General features: G+C 69.6%; 20 protein-coding genes and 1 tRNA gene. 11 read left to right on the top strand and 10 right to left on the bottom strand.

The genetic code is table 11. The annotated features are described in order from the left end of the window. The gene (locus K8640_RS14420; protein ID WP_223747559.1) at positions 1–1,032 is read left to right on the top strand and encodes a DUF2169 domain-containing protein; all 1,032 of its coding nucleotides are present in this window, start codon (positions 1–3) and stop codon (positions 1,030–1,032) included. Then, positions 1,029–2,132, top strand: a complete 1,104-nt coding sequence (locus K8640_RS14415) for a hypothetical protein (protein WP_223747558.1) — start codon at positions 1,029–1,031, stop codon at positions 2,130–2,132. The genes K8640_RS14420 and K8640_RS14415 overlap by 4 nt, the downstream gene beginning before the upstream one ends. Before the next feature lie 7 nt (positions 2,133–2,139). Here K8640_RS14415 and K8640_RS14410 read toward each other — a convergent pair whose 3' ends face one another. Further along, the gene (locus tag K8640_RS14410) at positions 2,140–3,066 is read right to left on the bottom strand and encodes a type VI immunity family protein (RefSeq protein ID WP_223747557.1); all 927 of its coding nucleotides are present in this window, start codon (positions 3,064–3,066) and stop codon (positions 2,140–2,142) included. Between the two features lie 119 nt (positions 3,067–3,185). Here K8640_RS14410 and K8640_RS14405 point away from each other — a divergent pair, with 119 nt between their 5' ends. From K8640_RS14405 to K8640_RS14385, 5 genes are all read left to right on the top strand, one after another. Then, on the top strand, positions 3,186–4,091 hold the full coding sequence (locus K8640_RS14405) for a hypothetical protein (RefSeq protein ID WP_223747556.1): 906 nt from the start codon (positions 3,186–3,188) through the stop codon (positions 4,089–4,091). A 52-nt stretch (positions 4,092–4,143) separates the two neighbouring features. Continuing rightward, positions 4,144–5,283, top strand: coding sequence for a hypothetical protein (locus K8640_RS14400; protein WP_223747555.1), 1,140 nt, complete (start codon positions 4,144–4,146; stop codon positions 5,281–5,283). Positions 5,284–5,326: 43 nt separating this feature from the next. Continuing rightward, positions 5,327–5,650, top strand: coding sequence for a hypothetical protein (locus tag K8640_RS14395; RefSeq protein WP_223747554.1), 324 nt, complete (start codon positions 5,327–5,329; stop codon positions 5,648–5,650). Positions 5,651–5,716: 66 nt separating this feature from the next. Then, positions 5,717–6,040 carry a hypothetical protein gene (locus K8640_RS14390; RefSeq protein ID WP_223747553.1) on the top strand — a complete coding sequence of 108 codons (324 nt, stop codon included), beginning with the start codon at positions 5,717–5,719 and terminating at the stop codon, positions 6,038–6,040. A gap of 122 nt (positions 6,041–6,162) precedes the next feature. Further along, positions 6,163–6,486, top strand: coding sequence for a hypothetical protein (locus K8640_RS14385; protein ID WP_223747552.1), 324 nt, complete (start codon positions 6,163–6,165; stop codon positions 6,484–6,486). Positions 6,487–6,561: 75 nt separating this feature from the next. Here the strand turns inward: K8640_RS14385 and K8640_RS14380 are convergent, their stop codons facing one another. Then, on the bottom strand, positions 6,562–7,143 hold the full coding sequence (locus K8640_RS14380; RefSeq protein WP_223747551.1) for a hypothetical protein: 582 nt from the start codon (positions 7,141–7,143) through the stop codon (positions 6,562–6,564). 638 nt (positions 7,144–7,781) lie between these two features. Then, positions 7,782–7,853, bottom strand: a tRNA-Thr gene (locus tag K8640_RS14375). A gap of 313 nt (positions 7,854–8,166) precedes the next feature. Here K8640_RS14375 and K8640_RS14370 point away from each other — a divergent pair. Further along, complete coding sequence (locus K8640_RS14370) at positions 8,167–9,717, top strand: Glu/Leu/Phe/Val dehydrogenase (RefSeq protein ID WP_223747550.1); 1,551 nt, start codon at positions 8,167–8,169, stop codon at positions 9,715–9,717. 160 nt (positions 9,718–9,877) lie between these two features. Here the strand turns inward: K8640_RS14370 and K8640_RS14365 are convergent, their stop codons facing one another. Continuing rightward, positions 9,878–10,237, bottom strand: coding sequence for a PilZ domain-containing protein (locus K8640_RS14365; RefSeq protein ID WP_046714499.1), 360 nt, complete (start codon positions 10,235–10,237; stop codon positions 9,878–9,880). A 169-nt stretch (positions 10,238–10,406) separates the two neighbouring features. On the opposite strand from K8640_RS14365, the gene K8640_RS14360 reads away from it, so the two are divergent. After that, on the top strand, positions 10,407–11,045 hold the full coding sequence (locus tag K8640_RS14360; protein WP_223747549.1) for a DUF6066 family protein: 639 nt from the start codon (positions 10,407–10,409) through the stop codon (positions 11,043–11,045). Between the two features lie 22 nt (positions 11,046–11,067). Here K8640_RS14360 and K8640_RS14355 read toward each other — a convergent pair whose 3' ends face one another. The 6 genes from K8640_RS14355 to K8640_RS14330 form a co-directional block, all read right to left on the bottom strand. Next, on the bottom strand, positions 11,068–12,525 hold the full coding sequence (locus tag K8640_RS14355; protein WP_223747548.1) for a trypsin-like peptidase domain-containing protein: 1,458 nt from the start codon (positions 12,523–12,525) through the stop codon (positions 11,068–11,070). Positions 12,526–12,586: 61 nt separating this feature from the next. Further along, entirely contained in the window at positions 12,587–13,222 is a 636-nt protein-coding gene (locus K8640_RS14350) for a nucleotide exchange factor GrpE (RefSeq protein WP_223747547.1), read from the bottom strand. A 98-nt stretch (positions 13,223–13,320) separates the two neighbouring features. Continuing rightward, complete coding sequence (locus K8640_RS14345; RefSeq protein ID WP_046714502.1) at positions 13,321–13,563, bottom strand: RNA polymerase sigma factor region1.1 domain-containing protein; 243 nt, start codon at positions 13,561–13,563, stop codon at positions 13,321–13,323. A 108-nt stretch (positions 13,564–13,671) separates the two neighbouring features. After that, positions 13,672–15,717 (bottom strand): ATP-dependent zinc metalloprotease FtsH, encoded by a 2,046-nt coding sequence (ftsH, locus tag K8640_RS14340; protein ID WP_223747737.1) that lies wholly within the window; start codon positions 15,715–15,717, stop codon positions 13,672–13,674. A 149-nt stretch (positions 15,718–15,866) separates the two neighbouring features. After that, positions 15,867–16,763 (bottom strand): hypothetical protein, encoded by an 897-nt coding sequence (locus K8640_RS14335; RefSeq protein ID WP_223747736.1) that lies wholly within the window; start codon positions 16,761–16,763, stop codon positions 15,867–15,869. Between the two features lie 37 nt (positions 16,764–16,800). Beyond that, a complete protein-coding gene (locus K8640_RS14330; protein WP_141328948.1) occupies positions 16,801–17,208 on the bottom strand; it encodes a (deoxy)nucleoside triphosphate pyrophosphohydrolase in 408 nt (135 codons plus the stop codon). 272 nt (positions 17,209–17,480) lie between these two features. On the opposite strand from K8640_RS14330, the gene K8640_RS14325 reads away from it, so the two are divergent. Together K8640_RS14325 and K8640_RS14320 are read left to right on the top strand one after the other, a co-directional pair. Beyond that, positions 17,481–17,732, top strand: a complete 252-nt coding sequence (locus K8640_RS14325; RefSeq protein WP_223747546.1) for a helix-turn-helix domain-containing protein — start codon at positions 17,481–17,483, stop codon at positions 17,730–17,732. Between the two features lie 294 nt (positions 17,733–18,026). Beyond that, the gene (locus K8640_RS14320) at positions 18,027–22,172 is read left to right on the top strand and encodes a protein kinase domain-containing protein (RefSeq protein WP_407940306.1); all 4,146 of its coding nucleotides are present in this window, start codon (positions 18,027–18,029) and stop codon (positions 22,170–22,172) included. Positions 22,173–22,209: the final 37 nt, after the last annotated feature.

Here is a 22,209-nt window from a genome sequence, read left to right as displayed (position 1 = left end):
GTGAACACGCCCGAGCTGCTCAACGGCACCTCATCCACGGTGGCCCTCGTTCCCCAGTTGGGGATGGACGGAGGCATCCTGATGGTGGTCCTCATCAAGGAGCTCTTCTCCATCGCCCCGGGCAGCGCGCGGGTGACACGCGTCGGTGGCGCCCAGGTCCGCCACGCCGACGAGCCCTGGGACAAGAAGGCGCCCGAGGCCAGCAGCATCCAGCTCCCCGCGGACGTGTGCATCCGCAAGCCCTCCACGGATGTGGTGGTGGTGGGCAACGCCATGAGCAAGGGCGGCCAGGCCGTCAAGCAGCTGGACGTCCACATCGAGGTGGGCCCCGTCGCCAAGAGCCTGCGCGTGTTCGGCACGCGGGTCTGGTACCGGGGCGCGCTCGGGATGGCGCTGGGACCGCCGCAGCCCTTCACCAGCGTGCCCCTGAAGTGGGAGCTCGCGTATGGGGGCTTCGACGCGAGTGACGCCAACAAGCCGCCCGTGGAGGAGGCACGCAACCCCCTGGGGCGCGGCGTCGCGCGGGACTCGGACGCGCTGGTGAACCAGCTTGCTCCGCAGATCGAGGATCCACGCGACCTCATCTCCTCCGCCAGGACGCGGCCCGCGCCCGCCGGCGTTGGCGCCATCGGCAGACACTGGGAGCCCCGTCGTCGCTACGCGGGGACCGCGGACGAGAAGTGGATGAAGGAGCGCATGCCGCTGCAGCCGCTGGACTTCGACGAGCGCCACAACCAGTGCGCGACGCCCGAGCTCATCTGCCCCGAGTACTTGAAGGGGGGCGAGATGGTGAAGCTGCTCAACCTCTCCGCGGGCGGCTCGTATCACTTCGCGCTCCCCCGCCTGCACTTCGCGGTGACGGCGCGGACGGCGCAGGGGGACACGGACCACCGCCCGGTCCTGGACACGGTGCTGCTGCGGCCCTCGGACGAGGAGACGCTGGAGCTGACCTGGCGCACCGTGGTGCCCATGCCGCGCCCCGCGCGCCGCCTGCACTACATTCAGGTGCACGAGAAGGAGGTCGTCCGATGAGCACCGCTCGACACCTGGACTCGGCGCACTACGGCGGACGGTGGGGTTCGGCGCCCGTCATCGTGGGGACGGCCGCGTGGAACGGGCTGGCCTTCGCTCCGTACCAGACGTGGGCCTTCCGCCGCGCGGAGCTGTCCGCCTACGCGGAGACGCCCTTCCGCGCGCCCAACGGGAAGCGCGTGACGATGGCGCCCATCCGGACGCTGCCCACCCGGGACTCGGGCGCCGAGCGGCTGGTGCCCATCGCCACCCGGACGTTGACGCAGCTGCTGACGAACCTGGAGGAGCTGCCGCCGAACGCGACCGTGGCCCTGGTGCTCTGTCTTCCCGAGCGGATGGGGGAGCGGACGCAGGAGGGCTTCGCCACGCAGCGACGCCAGGTGGAGAAGGCGCTGGTGCGGCTCCTGGAGGAGCGAGACGTCCGGCCCGTGGTCCACGTGGTGCCGCGGGGGCATGCCTCGCTGGCCTTCGCGCTCATCGAGGCGGGCGAGGCGCTGCGAGGCCGCAAGGTGGACGTCGCGCTCGTCGGAGGCGTGGACACGTACTACGACCCGGAGGTGGTCCAGACGCTCATCGACCAGCAGCGCATCTTCGATGGGGAGAACCTGGACACCTTCGTCGGAGGAGAAGGCGCGGCCTTCTGCGCGCTGACCCGGACGGACGTGGCGAAGCGGACGAAGTGGCCGGTGCTCGCGCGGCTCGACACCGTGGCCACCGACGTCGAGCTGGCCACCCAGGACAACGACATGCCCTGCATGGCGGCGGCGCTGACACGCGCGGGCCGCGTGGTGTCCGAGCGGCTCCGTGAAGAGCGACGCACGCTGGACTGGTGGCTCTCCGACATGACGGCGGAGGAGCTGCGCGTGCACGAGTTCAAGCTGGCCTGGCCTCGGGTGGCCCACGACGTGATGCCGCCGGAGGCCACGCTCGAGTACCTGTCCGAGTGCCTGGGGGACCTCGGCGCCGCGGCGATGCCGACGGGGCTGGCCGTCGCGGTGGAGGGCATGCTGCGAGGTGACCCGGGCGCGGCCACCTGCCTGCTGACGGGCTCGAGCGCGGGCGGCGCGCGCGGCGTGGTGCTGCTCTCACGGGAGCCGTGAGATGGGCTCAGCGCAGGTCCTCCGGGAAGACGAAGCGGCGCAGCCAGGCCCCTGTCTTCTGCTCCTCCTGGAAGCCCCCCCAGAACTCGGTGGGCTTCTTGACGAAGTGGGGTTCCAGGACACGCGCCACCTCGGCGTAGGCGGAGGGGTACTCGAGCGCGTTGACGTCACCGAGCGTCGGGGCTTCACCCGCCTGGATGAGCGTGGTCCCCTTCAGCGTGTGCACGTGGACCTCGGACGTCCAGGCACGGGCCTTGAGCGCGGCGACGTCCAGCGCGAGCTTCCCGGCGAGGCCGTCACCCACGAGCGTGAGCCAGTTGCTCCCGGGCAGCCCTTCGCCCACGCACCAGGACATGGCATCCGGGTCCTGGATGTCGAGCCCGAGGTAGCGCTGGCTGGAGCGGTACAGACTCCAGAACGCGGTGGACTTGACCCACTCGTTCCAGGTGCCCACGTAGCCGCCCACGCCGCAGAGAAGGGGCCAGCGCTCGCCAACCTCCTTGGCCAGTTGAAGCAGCTGCTTCGGGTCGAGGGTCTCCGGCAGCAGCACCTGGAGGAAGCCTCGACGGCCCCGTGCCGCGTCCAGCTCCCGGTAGATGAAGCCGAGCCCTGGCGCTCCGAGGTCATCCACCAGGCGGAACGTGAACAGGTGCCTGACGCGGACATCGGCCCAGGAGACGGAGAGGGAGGCGAGCACGTCGTCGGCGACCCGAGGCGTGAAGCGGTGCCACTCCGGAAGCGTGGAGGTGGTGTACCAGGTGAGTCGCTCGGCGGGAGCCAGCTGGAGGAAGCGCCGGAGCAGGGCCGCGGCGCCCTCGGTGGCCCAGACGTAGGGCTCATCCAGGTACAGCGTCAGCCCGAGGGCATATCGGGTCAGCGTCACCTCCGGGTTCTCCGCGAGCACGTCGCCCCCCGGTCCACGCAGCTTCGACATCGTCACCGCCTCCTGGCAACACCCCGAGCGATGTACGACTATCACGAGACCGTGGCTTCCAGAGACCCAGGCGAGCTTCCCGCCGCCGCGAGGCGCCCCGTACCCGAGGACCCCACATCATGAAGCTCGCACACGCATTCCGCCGGGCCAGCGGCGAGTCGGCCTGGGATTGCCATTTCCTGGCGGACCGGTGGGATGGCAAGGACTGGATGGAGGACCACGCGGAGTCGTGGGTGGGCCAGGTGGTGGACGGGCGCGTCTACACGTTGCTGGGCCAGGTGGGGTGGCTCACGTCGCTCTGGCGCTCGCCGTCGGGCACGGTCTACGTGGCCGAGGGCAGCTTCCGTCGCGGAGGGGTGCACATCAACCGCTCGGAGAATCCCTCGCGTCCGGCGTGGGAGTTCCACGAGCTGCCGTGCGTCGTGTCGGGCATCTGGGGATTGGATGACCGGTTCGTGTTGGCCTGGGGACCGCATTCACAGCAGCGCAAGGAGTCGTTCTACCGCTGGGATGGCAGGCAATGGCATGAGCTTCCCTGCCCTGGCGAGGTCTTCGCGGTGCATGGGCTGGCGCCGGACCTGGTCTACGCGGTGGGTGGGGAGGGGCTCATCGCACGCTGGGATGGAGCGCGGTGGCATCCGGCACCGTCCTTCACGGAGGCGGTGATGACGGCTGTGCATGTCGTCAGCAAGGATGAGATGTATGCGTGCAGCGACGCGGGGGTGCACGAAGGCAGCGTCTATGGTTGGTCGGAGGTGGCGGAGTCCCCCGGGATGTTGATGAGCGTGGCGAAGTACCGGGAGCAGGTCTGGGTGGCGGGTGGGACGTATGGGCTCTTCACGCTGCGCGGCAATCAGCTCGAGGAGGTGGAGGCGCCTGTGAAGCCCCTGAGCCTGGACACCCGGAAGCGGCTGGTGATGGCCACGTCGGAGGGGTTGGTCGACACCGAGGACGCGAAGGAGTTCCGGACCATTCCGCTCGCGGACTTCGTCGCCTGCGTCCAGGACATTCCACGCAAGTGGTGAGAGACTCGATTCACGAAGGTCAGCGAAGCCGTCCGTTCGAGGGGGACCCGACATGACAGCCAGCGCGCCCACGCCACCACCGCACACACCCGTCAACTACCTTGAGGGCGGTGGCAGCAGCTTCTTCTCCCGGCAATGCCAGCAACTGCTCATCAAGGCCAAGCTGAACCCGGAGTGGTTCGGCTCGTATGACCACGTCGCAAAACTCAACAGAGAGGCGAAGGCCAAATGCGCGCGGTGGGACACGGCGACCGCCGCGGAGCATGCGGCTGGGATGAAGGACGGAACTCCGTTGGAGCGCCCCACCGCGGGTGACCGCTACCTCCGAAGTTGCCAGTCAGGCCATCTCGTCCGCGACTCCAACTTCCGGGAGAGCGGTGCGGATGACATGGGCAACGATGCGCGTGGGGACCCCTGCCGGAACGTCATCGACGGCTATGAGTCGGATCGCGCGCCCGCCGTTCCGCAGCAGGGCATGGCATCCGAGAACATGGAGCACGGACGTCATACCCGTCGGGAGAACGCGGATGCTCAGCGGCGACGGTATGACAACTCAGAGTCAGGTCGGCCAGAGACCGAGTACGGACAACGTCAACGCCACGCGGATGAGGACGCGCGCGTCAACCAGTACGTGAGAGAGCACCAACAACGCTGGCGTACCTCCGAGCGCGCCGCCAACCAACAACCCCCGGGGCTGGCTGGAACCAGTGGGAGTGGCGCCAGCGGCTCGGCAAGCGCTTCGGGCGGACCAGGAGGTGCAGCGGGCTCAGGCCTGGGGTCGGTAAAATCCCCCACCTGTCCTCCAGCCGACGTCATCGATGGGAAGTCCGCCGCCAAGTGCATCAACAACTGGCGTAAGAAGGCCGAAGCACAGATGAAGCAGAAGATGGCGGATGACATGGCCAGGCATGAGCGAGACAGTACTGTGCCCGCCTCATTCACCGGCTCACCTCCGCCCCCTTCTCGCCAGGACCAGTACCAGGCTCATCTGGACCAGAACGTCCACAATGCCGAGGCGGCCGAAGCAGCCGCACAAGGCACCCCAGGGGCAGCCGCGGCGGCACGCACAACCAGCACCGCCAAGCGCAGGGCCACCTCCTTCCGGAGGGCACGCTGCAGAGCCGAACAAGGTGCGCGCCTGCGAGGAGACCCAGGCGCGGGCCCGCCTCGCACCAAGGGCAATGCTCGCTGAGCCCCCATCCACCGACTCAAAAACACTTCTGGAGATCTCTCGAATGAGCCCTACCCATATCGACACCGTCGCAGATACCGCCACGTCCTTCATCGACGACTACCTCACCCAACACGGGAACTTCACGCCTGATGAGGAGGTTGACTCATCGGATCCCGGTGCCCTGCGGCTCTCGCTCTACAGAGCCATGCCAGACCAGACTACACCAGGAACCATCGTGTACACCTTCATCTATGGGTCGAAGGTCGAGAAGGACAGTCCCGAACTCCAGAATTGGCTGCAGCAGATCATGGTCGCGCTCAAGGAGGCCCATCCAGAGATTTCCCAGTACAAGAGCGTCATCGAGCTGAATTCATCGGACTACTGAGGGCCCATTCAATGCGCGGGCCGCGAGACCCATCACGCGAAACACACGTTTGAAGCCCTCCTGCGAATGAGTCCCCCTGACATTCATACGGTCGCCAGCACGGCAACGTCATTCATCAAGAACTATCTCACCGAGCACGGGTACTTCACGCCCGACGACGAGGTGAACGAAGAGGAACCCGGTTCGCTGCGCTTCTCCTTCTACAGAACCATGCCGGACCAGACCTCGTCCGGAACCCTTGTCTACACCTTCGTGTATGGGTCGAAGTACAGCGAGAAGAGTCCCGAGCTTCAACAGTGGGCCCAGCAACTCATGACCGCGCTGAAGGACGCCCATCCCGAGGTCTCTCAGTTCAAGAGCACCATCGAGCTCGACCCGGCAGCCGACTGAGTACCCATCAACCAAACTGGGCCGGCGGGATCACCTCTCGGCCTGCCTCGTCTGCACTCTCACAGGTTGCCGCGAGCCGCCGACAGGGGACCACAAGAGGCCACGTTCGGAACTCTCCTCGAATGAATCCCACGACCATCGACACCGTTGCCGATACCGCCACGTCCTTCATCAGCGACTATCTCGCCAAGCATCATTACTTCACGCCCTCAGACGAGATAGACGAGAACGACGACGGGGCCCTGCGGCTCTCGCTCTACAGAGCCATGCCGGACCAGACCGCTCCCGGAACCATCGTGTACACCTTCATCTATGGGGCGAAGGTCGAGAAGGACGGTCCCGAACTCCAGCGTTGGCTGGAGCAGATCATGGTCGCGCTGAAGCAGGCCCATCCCGAGGTCTCTCAGTACAAGAGCACCGTCGAGTTGGACGCCTGGGACTACTGAGCCTCTACTCCACCCTGAGCAACGAACCCCACCGCGGGTGGCGACGAGCGCGCCACCCGCGGAAGGAAGCCCGGCTCACTCCATGGCGGAGACGACCTGCGCGTCACACGTGGTCGGGTTGATCCACGACTGCGCATTGTCCAGGTAGCAGAGGACGCCCTGCGTACCGTAGGCCGCCTGACCGATGGTGGCCGAACAGGTCGCGGTGCCGGCGTTGTACGTCACCGCCAGCTGCCAGAGGCACGTCTTCGCCGCGCCCGTCGGGTCCGCCGGATTGGTCGTGTAGTAGTACGTCTGCGTCACCGAGGTGGCCGGAGCAACCTCAATCTGGAAGACGCCGTTGACCGACGGCTTCGCGACGGGGCCGAGCGGGTTCGGAGGGGGAATGGGCAGGCGGACGCCGGAAAGCGTGCCACCGAAGCTGACATTGACGCCCGTCCAGTTGCCCACGGCGAAGGTCTGCAGAGGGTTCGCCAGGAGCGACACGCCACCCTCGGCGTGACGCGCCTTCAGCTCGAAGGTCTCCGTCTTCACCGCGGTGACGTACTCACCCCGGAAGAACTCCAGCCCACCAAAGTCGAACTGCTCGGCGGCGGCGACGGACGGCGCGAGGGACAGCAGGGAGACGGCCAGGAAACGCTTCACGTTCCTCGTCATGGGTATTTCTCCTGTGTTGTCTGGTGTTGGCCTGAGCCGCAACCTTCCTAACATCGGGCTCCCTTTCATTGCAAATCACAACAAGGAAAACACGCATTTCCAGTTAAAATGGAGGATTTCAATCAGCACTTGTCTGCCATTGCCCGGACCTGGAAGAACGCCACGGATGGGTCAGCGGCGCACCCAGGTGTCATTCGAGAACCGTGGATTCGTCCGCTCGCGGACACTCATCAAGTCAGACATCGAGAGCCGTGGAAAAATCCAGACGACTCCTCAAAGACACACACCCGAACCTCCCAGTGGGGTTACGAGGAACCATGCTTCGAGCCTGGAACCCCACGTCGGCTGCAGCGCCCTGACGCGGCCCTCACCTGCTCCGGCCGCCACGTCCGCGAGCGCGTCGTGCTCGCCCCCGCTTCGAAGAGACCTGGAGGAGTGGAGCCCCGCGCGGCGGCTTCCGGACACAACGACCGCGGGAACGCACGGAGGCGCGGAGCCCCCCCATCCCGGAGCCTCGAGCGCAAGCCCGCCCGCCTCCAGGGCGATGAGGCAAGCCCGGGAACCCGGCCGCCCGGCGAGCAGCACGCCGAAAAGAAAAAGGGCCGGCTGCTTTCGCAACCGGCCCTTCTCTACTCTCTAGCCGACACCCAGGCTTGAACTGGGGACCTACTGATTACGAATCAGTTGCTCTACCGCTGAGCTATGTCGGCGCAAGGCGGCGCGGGAAGTACCATGGCGTTCCGGGTAGGGCAAGCCGAAATGAAGGCCCTCCCGTTTTCAATCCGGCCCAGGTGCTTCGTTCCCCAACGAACAAACCCACCCCACCGTGACATCCATGACACGGTGCATCCGCCGTCGGTGACACAGCGCGTTGCCATAAGTCCCCGTCATCGCTCCGGTTTTTCGGGAGGAAGCGTGGCGCCACGGCGGTTGAACTCGGTTGGCGCATATGCACATAAGGGCGCCGCTATCCCCGCGTCCCCGGCCCGAGCGTGGCTGGGACCACAAGGAGCCGTTTTCGACATGGCCAGCGAAGAGAACTTCATGCGCGCTCCGGCGCCGACGCCGAAGCGCACCGTCTACACCGAGGCGATGGAGATCTTCCATCGGGCCGCCGACCTCATCAAGCTGGACAAGCGCGTCCGGCTGGAGCTCGAGGAGCCCGACTACGAGCACATCTTCTATGTGACGGCGAAGCTGAAGGATCGCCTCGTCCCGCTCATCCCCGAGCGCGCCAAGCAGTTCGCGGACCTGCCGGAGACGCAGGTGCGCAACAAGGAGGGCCTGGAGGCCCTGGCCAACGGCAGCATCATCCTCAACGGCCGCGCCCTCCTGGGCTCCGACGTGGCCATCCGCCAGGGCCACCTGCGCCTGCCGGACGGCAAGGTCTACCAGCTGGTCCCCGGCGAGTCCCAGCGCTTCAAGGCCTACCGCGTCCAGCACAACCAGGCCCGTGGCCCCTACAAGGGCGGCCTGCGCTACCACCGCGAGGTGTCCCTGGACCTCTTCAAGGCCCTGGCCGCGGAGATGACCTGGAAGACGGCCATCGCCGAGGTGCCCTTCGGCGGCGGCAAGGGCGGCATCCAGATCGACCCGCGCGAGTACGGCCGCGAGGAGCTGGAGGCGATCACCCTGCGCTTCATGTACCGGCTCAAGAGCCTCATCGGGCCCAACATCGACATCCCGGCCCCGGACGTGGGCACCAACCCGGAGATCATGGCGCTCCTGTACCGCCAGTTCTCCGACGGTGAGCGCGAGCGCCACAACCTGCGCGGCATCGTCACGGGCAAGGACGTGCGCATCGGCGGCTCCGAGGGCCGCGGCAAGGCCACCGGCCAGGGCGTCGCGTTCTGCATCGAGGACTACTACGCGGACCGCGGCGAGAGCGTGAAGGGCAAGACCTTCGTCATCCAGGGCTTCGGCAACGTGGGCAGCCACGCCGCCAACATCCTGGGCGGCATGGGCGCGCGCCTGCTGGCGGTCAACGACGCGGACGGCACCATCTACAACGGTGACGGCATCGACGTGCAGGCGCTCACCGCCTACGTGCAGGACCCCAAGAACCTCAAGCGCAGCGTGCTCGGCTTCCCGGGCGCCCAGCGCATCGAGAAGAAGGACCTGTGGGATGTCCAGGCGGACATCCTCGTCCCCGCCGCCCTGGGTGGCGAGATCACGGCGGACATCGCCGAGCGCCTCAAGGTCAAGCTCATCGCCGAGGGCGCCAACGGCCCCACCACCCCGGAGGCCGACCGCGTCCTGCAGAAGCGCGGCATCGAGCTCATCCCGGACATCATCGCCAACGCCGGCGGCGTGACGGTGAGCTACTACGAGTGGATCCAGAACAAGCGCATGGAGCGCTGGAGCGAGGCCGAGGTCGACCAGCGCCTGGAGCGCGCGATGAAGCGCAACTACCGCATCATCCGCGACATCTCCCGCAACCAGCCGCGCAAGACGGACATGCACGACAGCCGCCAGTACTGCGTCGGCGAGGCCGTGGACAGCCGCTGCGCCGCGATGATCCTCGCGCTCAAGCGCATCGAGGCCCACTACCTGCTCGAGGGCTTCTCGCAGTAGGCCCTCCCGCCTCCTGAAAGCACCAAGGGCACGGCTCTCCTCGTGAGGACCGTGCCCTTGTCATGTCGTGGCGCCCGCTGTGGCGGCCCCAGGCGGCCCCCTGTCCCGGGAGCGTCGTCGGGCCACCGGGCCGCTCAGCCAGGCGGCCACGCTACGAACCTCAGTGCATCACCCGCTCGCGGTCCACCAGGAGCAGCGGCGCGTCGTCGTGCGTCTCGTACGCCACGATTCGCAGCCCCACCCCGCGGCTGGAGCCCTCGCGCCCGTCCTTGCGGCCGAACGCCAGCGCCACCTGGTAGCGCACCTCGCACAGGCACGTCATCTCCGTGCCGTCCTCGCCCGCGAACGTCACCTTCAGCTTCTCCCCCAGCCCCACCGCGTCGCGGACCTCCACGAACATGCCTCGCGCGCTGATGTTGCGCCCCACCCCCCTCATCATCCCGTCCTGGGTGGTGAGGTAGACGGTGAAGACCTTGTCGAAGCGCAGGTGACTGCGGCGCTCTTGCGGACGCTCGAACACTGGGGGTGCCTCCCGGCAACAGGTGGTGACAGGCACACCCTACATGGTAGCCACATGTAGGCAATTTATTCACCTACATCCACCCTCACACACCTACGAGAAGGCTGCCCCCTGTTGCGCGGGGACATGGCACCATCCGGATTCCCCCCGTACCCCGGAGCCCCTCGTCTTGAGCCGCTTTCTGGTCGCCGCCGTCGCCCTCCTCCTGCCCACCCTGGCCCTGGCCGACGTGGACTCGCGCTTCGCCAAGCTGCGCGACGAAGCCGAGCCGCTGGGGGGCCTGGGGGCCTTCCTCGAGAAGTACATCGGCGCGTGTGAAGGGGCGCTGGTGGACCCGAAGTGCAAGTCGGACGCGGAGGCCTTCCGCAAGAAGTACCAGGGCAAGCGGCTGTACATGATCATCGGCGAGGACGACGCGACCATGCTGTCGCCGGGGCCGTACAACCCGGGCGCCGGGGAGTACACCATCAACATCACCCCGTTCTTCCCGGGCGGCCGCTACGCGCTCACCCACGGGGCTCCGAAGAAGCAGGACGGCAACGGCAACCCGGTGCTGCCCTTCCTCACCGTCACGGGCACGCTGCCGGAGGGGTGGAACGGCTCGCTCTTCTCGCGCATGTTCTCCATGCGGCAGGTGCGCGCCCAGGTCGTCTTCACGCCGCAGGCCGTGTGGTCCCTGCCGAAGAAGGGCGGCGGGAAGAACCACGGCGTGACGGCCCGCATCGACGGGCTCATCCTCACCGAGGGCCGCACGGGCCACCCGCTGGGCCTGTGGCTCAACGGCAAGGACGCCAACGCCAGCCGCTAGGCGGACGTCCTCGGGGGCTCCCTCACCGGGCGATGGCCAGGTACTGCTGGGAGTCCCCGCGCTTGACGCGCAGGAGGATGCTGGCCCCGGAGCTCCCCTTGGAGAGGGCCGCGCGCACCCCGGCCGCGTCCTTCACCCGCTTGCGGTTGACCTCCGTCACCACGTCGCCCATGCGCAGCCCCGCCGCCTCCGCGGGGCTTCGGGGCGACACCGCGGCCACCAGCGCCCCGTCCCAGGCCACCTGGTTGAGCGGCGCGGCCACCTCGGGCGTCAAATCCCGCAGCGTCAGCCCCAGGTCCTCGTCGCTCGTCACACGCTGGACCAGCCCCTCGGCGGCCTCCTGCGCGGGGCGCTCCACCAGCCGCACCGCCACCTCCTGCGTCGTCCCCTGGCGCAGCAGCGTCAGCTTCGCTTCCGTCCCGGGCGCCAGCAGCGCCACCTTCCGGAGCAGCTGCAGGTAGGAGCCGATGGTGCGCCCGTTCACCGCCACCAGCCGGTCCCCGGAGCGGATGCCGGCCGCGGCCGCGGGGCTGCCCTGGTAGACGTCCTTCACCAGCGGGGCCCGGCGCTCGGCGCTCTCCCGGTCGTCGTTGACGATGACGCCCAGCCAGCCGCGCGTCAGCTTCCCGTTCTCCCGCAGGTTCGGCAGCAGGTCCTTCACCAGGTTGATGGGCACCGCGAAGCCGATGCCCTGCCCCTGGCTGATGATGGCCGTGTTCACCCCCACCACCTCGCCCTTCATGTTGAAGAGCGGCCCGCCGGAGTTGCCCGGGTTGATGAGCGCGTCGGTCTGGATGAAGTCGTCGAACTGGCCCACGCCCAGCACGCGCTCCTTGGCCGAAATCATCCCGTGCGACACCGAGTGGTCCAGGCCGAAGGGGTTGCCGATGGCCACCACCCAGTCCCCCACCTCCAGCCGGTCCGAGTCCCCCAGGTAGAGCGCGGGCAGGTCCCCCATCTCCGAGCCGCTGAGCCTCAGCAGCGCCACGTCCGTGGACGCGTCGCGGCCCACCACCTCGGCGGAGAACTCGCGGCCGTCCGACAGGCGCACGGCGATCTTGCTCGCCCCCGACACCACGTGGCTGTTGGTGACGACCAGCCCGTCGGGCGTCAGCACGAAGCCCGAGCCCGTCGAGCGCTTCATCCCGGCAAGGCCACTGTCCCGGGGGCTCACCGTGGTGATGTTGACGACGCCCGCCTCCACCGCGCGGATCAACGGCGCCAGCGACGTGGGCGGCACGAAGGCGGGCAGGCCCGTCTCCCCGGCGGGGCGCTCGCGCCACAGGCCCAGCGCGCCGCCGGGGCGGGCCTCACCCGAGCCCTGGTACGAGAACCAGGCGGCATGCTCTCGCATGCGCGCCTGCAGCCAGGGCCCCACCGGCCCCTCCTCGGCGGACGCCGTCAGGGGGAGCACGGCCACGGACAACAGGACGAAGAGCAGTCGGGAAGCCACGAGGTGGCAGCTTATACGGCGGCGCATGACGAGCGACGGGAACAACCCACCCCGCCGCCGTCTTCCTCGTTTTCCGGTGGGGACGTCCTCAGGCCTGGGCGGGCGCCACGTACTTGGCCACCTTCACCCGGGCCGGGCGGATGACGCGCTCCTTGAGCCGGTAGCCCGCGCGAATCTCCGCCACCACCTTCTGGTCCTCGTCGGGCGAGGTGGTGATCTCCATGTCCGTGGCCTCGGCCACGTTGGGGTCGAACGGCTGCCCCGTCACGCTGATGCGCTCGATGCCCATGCCCTGGGCCTTGCTCAAGAGCGAGTCGCGGATCATCCGCACGCCCTGCGCCAGGGGCGAGTTGTCCTGGCCGCTCATGGAGAGCGCCCGGTCCAGCTCGTCGATGGCCTCCAGGAGCGCCACGGCCACGTTGCCGCGCTCCACGTCCATCATCCGCTCGCGCTCGCGGGTGAGCCGCTGCTTGAACTCCTCGCGGTCCTTGTTCACCGCCTGGTAGGCGCGCGCCAGCTCGTCCACCCGGCGCCGGGAGGACTCCAGGTCGGCGCGCAGCCGCTCCTTCTCCGCGTCGGCCGCCTCGGAGACCACGTCATCGGCGGGCGTCCTGGCCTCGGCCTCGCCCGCCGCACCGGCCTCCGGGCCCGGCGGACCTCCGCCGTTGGCGGACTGGGCGTGCTGGGATTCCTGGGAGGGGTCGGAGTGCGAGGGACCGGACATGTCGAACCTGAAGTCGAGGTGGAAGAGCGCGCTTCACGCGCGGGTAGGCGTCAACAGGCGCAACCTAACCGCGCGCGAGTGCGTGTCAACGAGCGGAGCTAGTGCTCCTGGGCGGCGGGGGACTCGGCCATGAACCCATGGTCGACCTGTCCCGTCACCTCGTCGATGATCTCCACCTGGGCGGCCCGCAGCGAGTAGTAGAGGAGCCAGCGCTCCGCCGCCGTCAACGTCCCCGCCGGCAGCGCCTCCTCTATCTCCTGAACCGTGAGCCGCCCCTCCTTGAGCCCCTTCGCGAAGAGGGCCTTCCGGGCCATGTAGCTCTTGCCGATCCTGTTCTCCACGGCGACGCCTCCTTTAGGTCTCAAGATAATTTCGCCCCCCGGACACCGCAGGAATGCGCGGTGGCGGGGGGCGTGGGCCAGGCCGGAGAGCAGGCGCCCGGACGTCGGCTACGAGTCCAGGGGCTTGTCGGCGTGCTGCGTCGGCGGAGGCGGCTCCTCGTTGCTGCCCACCGGGTGGGCGGAGATGACCTGGCGGGCCTCGGGGTGCAACAGCCCCCGCTGCGCCAGCACCTTGGGGCCGAGGATGGTCACCATCGTGTCCTCCTCCACCACCTCCACCGCGAGCAGCCGCGCCGCCAGCGCCTGCACCTTGTCCCGGTGCTTGCTGAGCACCTCCCGGGCCCGGTCCAGCGCCTCGCTGACGAGCTTGCGCACCTCCTCGTCGATCATCCGCGCCGTCTGCTCCGAGTACGTCCGCGACTCGGGCAGGCCCGCGGAGCGCAGGAAGTTGGGGCCGTGGTCCGCGCTGAGCGCGACGGGCCCCAGCGTGCTCATGCCGTAGTCGCGCACCATCATCTTCGCGACCTCGGTGGCCTGCCGGATGTCGTTGGACGCGCCGGTGGACACCTCGCCGATGAAGATCTCCTCCGCGGCGCGGCCCCCCATCATCCCCGCCATCTTGTCGCGCAGCTCGTCCAGCGACATGAGGTAGCGGTCCTCCAGGGGCAGCGACATGGTGTAGCCCAGCGCCGCGAGACCGCGCGGGATGATGGAGACCTTCGTCACCCGCTCGGCGTGCGGCAGCATCCACCCCACCACCGCGTGGCCCGCCTCGTGGTGCGCGACGATCTCCTTCTCGCGCTCGTTCATCCGGCGGTTCTTCTTCTCCAGGCCCGCGACGACGCGCTCGATGGCCTCCTCGAAGTCCGCCCGCATCACCGCGTCGCGGTTGCGTCGGGCCGCCAGCAGCGCCGCCTCGTTCACCACGTTGGCCAGGTCCGCGCCCGCGAAGCCCGGCGTGCGCGAGGCGATGGTCTTCAGGTCCACGTCCGGGCCCAGCTTCACGCCGCGGGCGTGGATCTCCAGCACCCGCTCGCGACCGCGCTTGTCCGGACGGTCCACCAGCACCTGCCGGTCGAAGCGGCCCGGCCGCATCAGCGCGCTGTCCAGGATCTCCGGACGGTTGGTCGCCGCCAGGATGATGAGGCCCGCGCGGCTGTCGAAGCCGTCCATCTCCGCGAGCAGCTGGTTGAGCGTCTGCTCGCGCTCGTCATGGCCGCCGGCCACGCCCGAGTTGCGGCTCTTGCCGATGGCGTCCAGCTCGTCGATGAAGATGATGCAGGGCGCCTTGGCCGTGGCCTGGGCGAACAGGTCGCGCACGCGGGCCGCGCCCACGCCGACGAACATCTCCACGAACTCCGAGCCGGACAGGCTGAAGAACGGCACGCCCGCCTCGCCCGCCACCGCGCGCGCCAGCAGCGTCTTGCCCGTGCCCGGCGGGCCCACCAGCAGCACCCCCTTGGGGATGCGGCCACCCAGGCGGCGGAACTTCTCCGGCGTCTTGAGGAACTCGACGATTTCGCGCAGCTCGTCCACCGCCTCGTCCACGCCCGCCACGTCCTTGAAGCCCACGCCGGTGTCGGCCTCCGCCTGCACCTTGGCGCGCGTCTTCCCGAAGCTCATGACGCTCTGCGGACCCTGGCCGATGCCGCCGGCCACCCGGCGCATCATGAAGCTCCAGAAGAGGAAGAACAGCCCCAGCGGCAACAGCCAGATCCACAGGGCCTCGCCCAACCCGGACTGCGGCACCGCCTCGAACTGGACGCCCTTCTGCTCGAGCAGCGGCACCAGCGACTCGTCCCCCTGGACGCGGTAGGCCATCCACGGCAACGCGCTGGGCTCGCCTCGCAGCGGACGATCCCCCTGCGCCGGCGGAGGCGGCTGGGCGGTGTCCTTGAGGAAGCCCTTCACCCACTCGTTGGAGATCTGGACCCGGCTGAAGTTGCCGGACTCCACCGCGTCCCGGAACTGGCTGTAGCTCACCCGGCGGACGCCCGCGTCCTGGAACACGTTCCGGAAGAGAAGGAAGCCCAGGACGAGCAGCAGGATGTAGCCCAGCGGTGAGCCGAACTTGAACCCCTTGCCCGGCGTCCCTGGCTTGTCGGACTTCTTTCCCCGCGGGCCCACACCCGGCGGGAGCTCCTGTGGCTTCATCGTCGGCACGCTCGCCCTCCCCCTCCCCGCTCATTCGGGCCCCGTGCCCGGATGGCGTCACACTCAGCCGGGCAAAGATGTTCACCGGCGCCAGAGCGTCAACCCGCTGGACGGTTTCCCTGCACCCCGGACGCACCCGAGTCGCGAGATCAGCGACACCCGACGCGCCACAACGGTTGACCGGTGAACTCCGTCCCCAGCAGATACCCCTCGCCATCCGACAGGTACGACACCGCCTCGGCCTGGGCCTGGGGTCCGCCCGGCACCTCGACGAGCGAGCCCTTCAAGAGCGACTCGAAATCCTCCGCCCCCGGCTGGCGCAGCTCCCACACGCGCGAGTAGGTGCGAATCAGCATCCGCTGTCCGGAGGCCTGCAGCGACGCGCCCGTCGTCGCGCGGTCCACGCCCCCGGGCGCCTCCAGCGCTCCCAGCTTCGTCGCCTGGATGGCGGCGCCGGGCTTCAGGCCGTCCAGCGCGAAGACCTCCCCCAGCGAGCGCCGCGTCTTGGTGAAGACCATGAGCCGCCCCGAGCGCGCGTCCGCCACCAGCGCCTCCACGTCATGGGCGCCGTCCGGATAGGTGAAGGCCAGCACCTCCACGGCCACCGTCGCGTCGCCGAGCGCGTCCGGCTCCGGCAGCCGGTACAGGCGCACCTGGTCGCGAATCTCGAAGTTGTCGCCCGTGTCCGCCAGGAAGACACACGTGCGCGTCTCCCCGGGTGAGCACGGCCCCACAGCCACGTCCTCCAGATCCCGGGGCTGGGCGCCGGTGAGCTTCAGCCGGGCCCGCACTCGGCCGGTCTCGTCGATGGCGAACAGCTCGAAGTCGTTGCCGGAGTCGTTGTGGGCCCAGAAGACGCCGGGGAAGCGGCGGCTGGCGGCCAGGCCGGACAGCTCCGGCAGCTCGGAGGGCACCTCACCGCTGCGCAGCGGCACGCCGTACCAGGTGCACCCGGGCAGGCCCGTCGCCGGGGGCTGGGCGCCGGCGTCCTCGACGCCCGAGTCGGGCGGCAGGGGCTTGGGGCTGGAGCAACCGGCGAGCCCCATCCCCACGAGGAGGGCCCAGGTCCAGCGGGGCCACACGTCAGGAGTCCAGGTCCAACAGCTTCGCCAGCGTCTTGGCGTCCGCGTCGGGGAAGCGGTACTGCGACATCTCCTCCAGCGTCACCCAGCGGTGGTCATGCACGCGCAGGTGGCGGATGTGGTGCTCGGCCTCGGCCAGACGGCAGCGGAACACCCGGAAGTCGATGTCGTAGGTGGGATACTCGTGGCGGGTGTGCATGGCCTGGTCGAGCACCTCCACGGCCACTCCCATCTCCTCGTGGATCTCCCGGATGAGCGCCTCGGGGTCGCTCTCCCCCTCTTCCACCCGTCCGCCGGGGAACTCCCACAGCAGGGGGAGCGACGCGGTGGGGGGGCGCTGGGTGATGAGGTAGCGTCCCTGCTCGTTCTCGAGCATCGCACCGACGACGCGGACGTGGCGACGGGCCATTCGCTTCTCCTGACTCCTGGGCAGGCCAACGAGGGAGGGGCGGCCTAACACAGCCCTCGCCCGGCGCCAATGCCACAGCCCCCATTCAGGCAGCCTAGGCACGCCCCAGGCAGGCGCCCAGCCCTCCTCCAGGGTGGCACTCCACCCTGCGCCGGGCACCCCGCCGGCCGAGGCCTCCCCGGCTCCGACTCCAGCCCCACGTCAGTGTTGGAGGCCGGGCGTCGGCGACAAAGCATGTGGTGAATTGGATGACGAGCGGGCCGGATGGCGTCATGCTCGCATCCATGAAGACGAGTCGCGCGGAAAGGGCCGAGGTGCTCGGGGCGGCACTGAAGGCCGCCCGCCAGGCAAAGGGGTTCGGCATGGAGGAAGTCGCCGAGCGCCTGGAGATGCCCGTGGAGGTTCTTTCCCGAGTGGAACGCGGGGTGATGGTGCCCACCATCTCCACCCTGGTACGGCTGTGCATCATCCTCCGGTTGGATCCGGACAATCTGCCGGAGGAGCTGCCGGAGATGAGTGACTGAGGATGCGTCCGGAAGCGCGCCGGGACGAGGGCTGATGGCCCCGACCGGCGCCTGACGGATGGACGGGGGCGTATCGGGGGAGGTCTTCCGTCCATGCCGCCGAGAGGCGATGCTTCGACGGGCCCGCTCGCACGTCGGACTCTCTCTCCCCCCTCGCCGCCGCCATCGATGCGCTGTCCCGCCTGTCATCGCCGTGTGGTGGAGCACTGTCCCCTCCACCCCTCGGCCGAGCTCCCGCCGAGAGTCCCCCCGGCCCCCCTTCCGGACGTCCCGGGGTACCAGCGGGGCGTCTCCGTGGGACGAGGCGGCTTCGGGCGTGTGCTCGCGGCGCGGCGGGAGTCCGACGGCCGGCCCGTGGCCCTCAAGGTGCTGGAGCCGCTCGCCGCGGAACGATTGGCGCGGGAGCTGGAGGCACTGCGACGCATCGGCCCGCCCGTGACGCCGGAGCTGCTGGGCGAGGCCCGCACGCTGACGGGTGAGCCCGTGGTGGTGATGGAGTTGATCGCCGGGCAGACGCTCGCGCAGCGGTTGGCGGAGCTGCCCCGGTCGGGCGCGATGCCGTGGGAGGAGGCGAGGCCGGTGATGCTCGCCCTGGCGCGCGCGCTGGCGCGGGTGCACGCCGCGGCAGTGGTGCACCGCGACCTCAAGCCGGAGAACATCATGCTCTCCGGAGAGCGGCTGGTCCTGGTGGACTTCGGGCTGGCGCGCCTGGGCGCGGAGCGGGACGCGGCGCCCGCGCCGACGGTGACAAGGACCGGGCAGCGCCTGGGCACGCCCGAGTACATGGCGCCCGAGCAGTGCCTCGATGCGCGAGCCATTGATGCGCGCGCGGACCTCTACGGGTTGGGCGTCGTCTTCTTCGAGCTGCTGTGTGGGCGTCCGCCGTTCGTGGGAGACACCGCGTCGGTCCTCCAGGCGCATGTCGCCCGGAGGCCACCGGTGCTCTCGAAGCTGGCGCCGTGGGCGGTGCCGCTCGAGTTGGATGCCCTGGTGTCCCGCTTGCTGGCGAAGGCCCCGGAGGAGCGCGGGCCCGGCGCGGCGGGCGTGGCGGATGCGCTCGAAGCCGTGCCGCGGAAGGGGACCTCTGGGAGGCCACGGGGCAGCTCGACGCAAGAGGCGGTCGTGGCGGATGCGCTCGATGCCGAGACCGGGGCGAGGACCTCCGCACCGCCGCAACTCACCTCGACGCAAAGGGTGGTCGTGGCGGATGCGCTCGATGCCGAGACCGGGGCGAGGACCTCCGCACCGTCGCAACTCAGCTCGACGCAAAGGGCGAACGTGGCGGATGCGCTCGATGCCGAGACCGGGGCGAGGACCGCCGCACCGCCGCAACTCAGCTCGACGCAACGGGCGGACGTGGCGGATGCGCTCGAAGCCGAGACCATTTCGAGGGCCTCTACCCCGCCACTACTCAGCGCGACGCAAGGCGCGGACGGGGTCCCGATGGGGACCTCCGCGCCAGTGCTGGAGTCTCCCGAACCGCGCACGGTCGCCACGACGGGTGAGAGCCCCCCGGGCCTTTCGGAGACCTCCGCACAACGAGCCAGGGACGTCGCCCTGCTGGGCGTCAAGACGCCGCTCGATGTCCCCACGCTGCGGGGACTGCTCACCAGCACCGGCGCGGAACTGGCGCGCATGGAGCCGGGGCTCGCCATCTTCGCGTTTCCCCATGAGCCCCAGGTCGAGTCGGGGCTGCGCGCCGCGCTCAAGGCCGCGGAAGCCCTGACGAGCCAGCTTCCTCCCGGCTCGATGCGCGTCGTGCACCAGGCACGGCTCCGCGTGCGCGAGCGAGGTGGCCGATGGGTTCTCGGTGGCGTCGCGCTCGAACAGGAGGGCAGGTGGTGGCCCGAGCCCGCGGCCCCATCCGACACACTCCTGCTGACCGCCGAAGCACGTGAAGGACTCGGCGCGCTCGACCCTGTCAGCACACCCACGCCATCGGACCTCGCCCCCCTCCCCATCGCCACCGTGCAGGGCCGCGACGCGGAGCTGGACTGGCTGCGCGCGCGCATCACGAAGGTGCGCGAGCAGCGCTCGCCCATGCTGCTGACCCTGCTGGGCGACGAGGGGCTCGGCAAGACGCGGCTGTTGACCGAGCTCCACGGTGAGCTGCTGACAGCAGGCGCTCTGTCCACCCTGCTGGTGGGAGCGCAGCGGGACGAAGGCAGCGCCACCGAGAGTGGCTTGGGTCACCTCATCTCCACCCTCCTCGGCCTGCCGCCAACCACCTCTTCTGACGAAGGGGTGCGCAGGCTCATCGAGAGCACGAACACGACGCTGGACCTGGCGACCGCGCATCCCGCGGCGCGCAGGCAGCACCTCGCACGAGCGCTCGCGTCGCACCTGCGCCGCCGTGCCGAGGAGCGCCCCCTGGTGCTGCTCGTGGACGATGCGGAGACGCTGGACCCCACCGCGCTCGACGCGCTGGAGCTGGCCACGCTCTCCGGCCTCACCTCGCCGCTTTGCATCGTCCTCACTGGACGCCCTCGACTGCTGGAGCTGCGCCCATACCTCGGGGAGCGCGCGGCGGACAGCGCCCGGCGCACGCTCGCGCCCCTCGATGACGAAGCCGCGAGCCATGTGCTGCGGCAGCTCCTGCGTCCCGTCGATGTCCCCGCGGAGAGCATGCTCCGTGAGCTGGTGGAGCGCTGTGGCGGTTCGCCGCTGCGCCTGGTGGAGACGGTCCGCGCGCTGAGGGCCGCCGGCGCCATCCGGACTCGCGCCGGAGGAGGAGGCTATCTCGCGGCGGAGGCCCTGGATGCGCTGGCCGTGGAGAGCCCGGACGAGCGCGTGGCGGAGCGCGGCCTCCTCGCCCTGCCCTCCGGGCTGCGCGCGCTGCTCCAGGTGGCGGCCGTGCTCGGCGAAGACGTGCGCTGGGAGGAGCTGTCCGCCACGCTCACCCGGCTCGACGGGAGCGAAGCGCTGGACCTCTCCCTGGACCCGGGCGTCGGACTGGAGCGACTGGCGCGGCTCGGGATGCTCGAGCCCCGAGGCCCCCGCCGCTGGCGCTTCGAGCACGCCCTGTTGCGCGAGGCCTTCGCCGCGAGGCTGCCTGGAGCGCTCCGTCGCCGCATCTGCTCCGCCGCCCTGGAGTCCCTGCCCGACGCCCCCTTGCCCCGGCGCGCCCGATGGGCCGAGGGCGCGGGCGAGACAATCCTGGCGCTCGAGCTCCACCACGCCCTGGCGGAGTCGAGCCGCCGTGGACACCGGTTGCTCGAGGCAGAGCGCCACTTCTCCGCCGCGTTGGAGTGCGCGCCTCGCGAGCATGACGTGCGTCGACTGGAGCTGCTGTCGGGCCGGGGCCGCGTCCGCTACCGGCTCCAGCGCATCGACGACGCCCTCGAGGACCTGCGTGAGGCGCGGCGAATCGCCGTCTCGCGAGGCGCCGTGCTGCGCGAAGCGGACCTGCTCCTGGAGGAAGCCACCGCGCTCGACTGGCGGGACGACACGGACGAGTCCACCGCCCTGCAGGAACAGGCGCTCCAACTGCTCGGAGAACCCGTCCCCTCCGAGCTGGCCGCGCGCCACGCCTTGGCCAAGGCGCGCGCCTTCGTGCGTCGGGAGGACATCACGGGGGCCATCGCGCCCCTCGAAGAAGCCGTGACGCTGGCACGCGCGACGGGCGACGAGGAGACGGAGGCCATCGCCCTGGCCATGCTCGGCGCGATGCTGGGCTGGACGGGGCAGCTCGACGACGCCGAGCGCCGCTTCGCCGAGGCCATCGCACTGTGCGAGTCCACCGGAGACACGCTGCACCTGGGGGTCGCGCTCAACAACCGCCTGGTGCTCCACGTCCAGCGTCGCGACGTGGCGGGGGCGCGCACGGACCTGGAACGCGCGGTGAGCCTGGGACGCGAGCTCGGCAACGTGCAGATAGAGCGCACCTCGGCGTTCAACCTCGCCGTGCTCCTGGGCTACCAGGGCCTCGCGGAAGAAGCCCTGCCGCTGGCCAGACGCGCGGGAGTGCTCAGCCAGCGCTGCTTCCCCCACTCCATGGCGCAGGACGCGTTGCTCGTGGCGCGCCTGTGCTGCGAGCTGGGCGACCTGTCCGAGGCCACGAAGCAGCTCGCGTGGCTCGATGAACAGGCCTCACGCGTGCGCCTCACGTCGGCGGACCAGCTCATGGGCGAGGTGGTGCGCCGCGTGGTCGCCGAGGCCTCTGCCTCGGTGCCCTACTCCCGCGAGCATTGGGAGGCCCAGGTGGAGGCCTCGCGAACACGGATGCCGCCCGATGAACGGATGGAGGTCCTCGTCTGGGCGGCGCGAGCGGCCCGTGCGGCGGGCGACGACGAAGCGCTGGGTGCCCGGGTGGCCGAGGTGGAGCAGACCGCACACGAGGCTCCACTCTGGACCTCGCGTGTGCGAGGGCTCGAGTCGGCCGTGAAGGGCCAGTGGCCGGATGGCGCTCCCGCGAGTACGCGTGCCAAGACAGGTCCATAGGCACCCGATGGGACGTCCTGGAAGGACGCGAGCGCAG

The organism is Myxococcus sp. XM-1-1-1 (genome assembly GCF_020037095.1).
GTDB lineage: Bacteria > Myxococcota > Myxococcia > Myxococcales > Myxococcaceae > Myxococcus > Myxococcus fulvus.
This window is presented reverse-complemented; position numbering and strand designations above follow the sequence as displayed.

Coding starts and splice junctions, on each gene's coding strand:
- K8640_RS14380 (WP_223747551.1), bottom strand. CDS start 7,143: ATGACGAGGAACGTGAAGCGTTTCCTGGCCGTCTCCCTGCTGTCCCTC.
- K8640_RS14415 (WP_223747558.1), top strand. CDS start 1,029: ATGAGCACCGCTCGACACCTGGACTCGGCGCACTACGGCGGACGGTGG.
- ftsH (WP_223747737.1), bottom strand. CDS start 15,717: ATGAAGCCACAGGAGCTCCCGCCGGGTGTGGGCCCGCGGGGAAAGAAG.
- K8640_RS14335 (WP_223747736.1), bottom strand. CDS start 16,763: ATGGGGCTCGCCGGTTGCTCCAGCCCCAAGCCCCTGCCGCCCGACTCG.
- K8640_RS14355 (WP_223747548.1), bottom strand. CDS start 12,525: ATGCGCCGCCGTATAAGCTGCCACCTCGTGGCTTCCCGACTGCTCTTC.
- K8640_RS14385 (WP_223747552.1), top strand. CDS start 6,163: ATGAATCCCACGACCATCGACACCGTTGCCGATACCGCCACGTCCTTC.
- K8640_RS14370 (WP_223747550.1), top strand. CDS start 8,167: ATGGCCAGCGAAGAGAACTTCATGCGCGCTCCGGCGCCGACGCCGAAG.
- K8640_RS14395 (WP_223747554.1), top strand. CDS start 5,327: ATGAGCCCTACCCATATCGACACCGTCGCAGATACCGCCACGTCCTTC.
- K8640_RS14350 (WP_223747547.1), bottom strand. CDS start 13,222: ATGTCCGGTCCCTCGCACTCCGACCCCTCCCAGGAATCCCAGCACGCC.
- K8640_RS14330 (WP_141328948.1), bottom strand. CDS start 17,208: ATGGCCCGTCGCCACGTCCGCGTCGTCGGTGCGATGCTCGAGAACGAG.
- K8640_RS14325 (WP_223747546.1), top strand. CDS start 17,481: ATGCTCGCATCCATGAAGACGAGTCGCGCGGAAAGGGCCGAGGTGCTC.
- K8640_RS14405 (WP_223747556.1), top strand. CDS start 3,186: ATGAAGCTCGCACACGCATTCCGCCGGGCCAGCGGCGAGTCGGCCTGG.
- K8640_RS14400 (WP_223747555.1), top strand. CDS start 4,144: ATGACAGCCAGCGCGCCCACGCCACCACCGCACACACCCGTCAACTAC.
- K8640_RS14410 (WP_223747557.1), bottom strand. CDS start 3,066: ATGTCGAAGCTGCGTGGACCGGGGGGCGACGTGCTCGCGGAGAACCCG.
- K8640_RS14390 (WP_223747553.1), top strand. CDS start 5,717: ATGAGTCCCCCTGACATTCATACGGTCGCCAGCACGGCAACGTCATTC.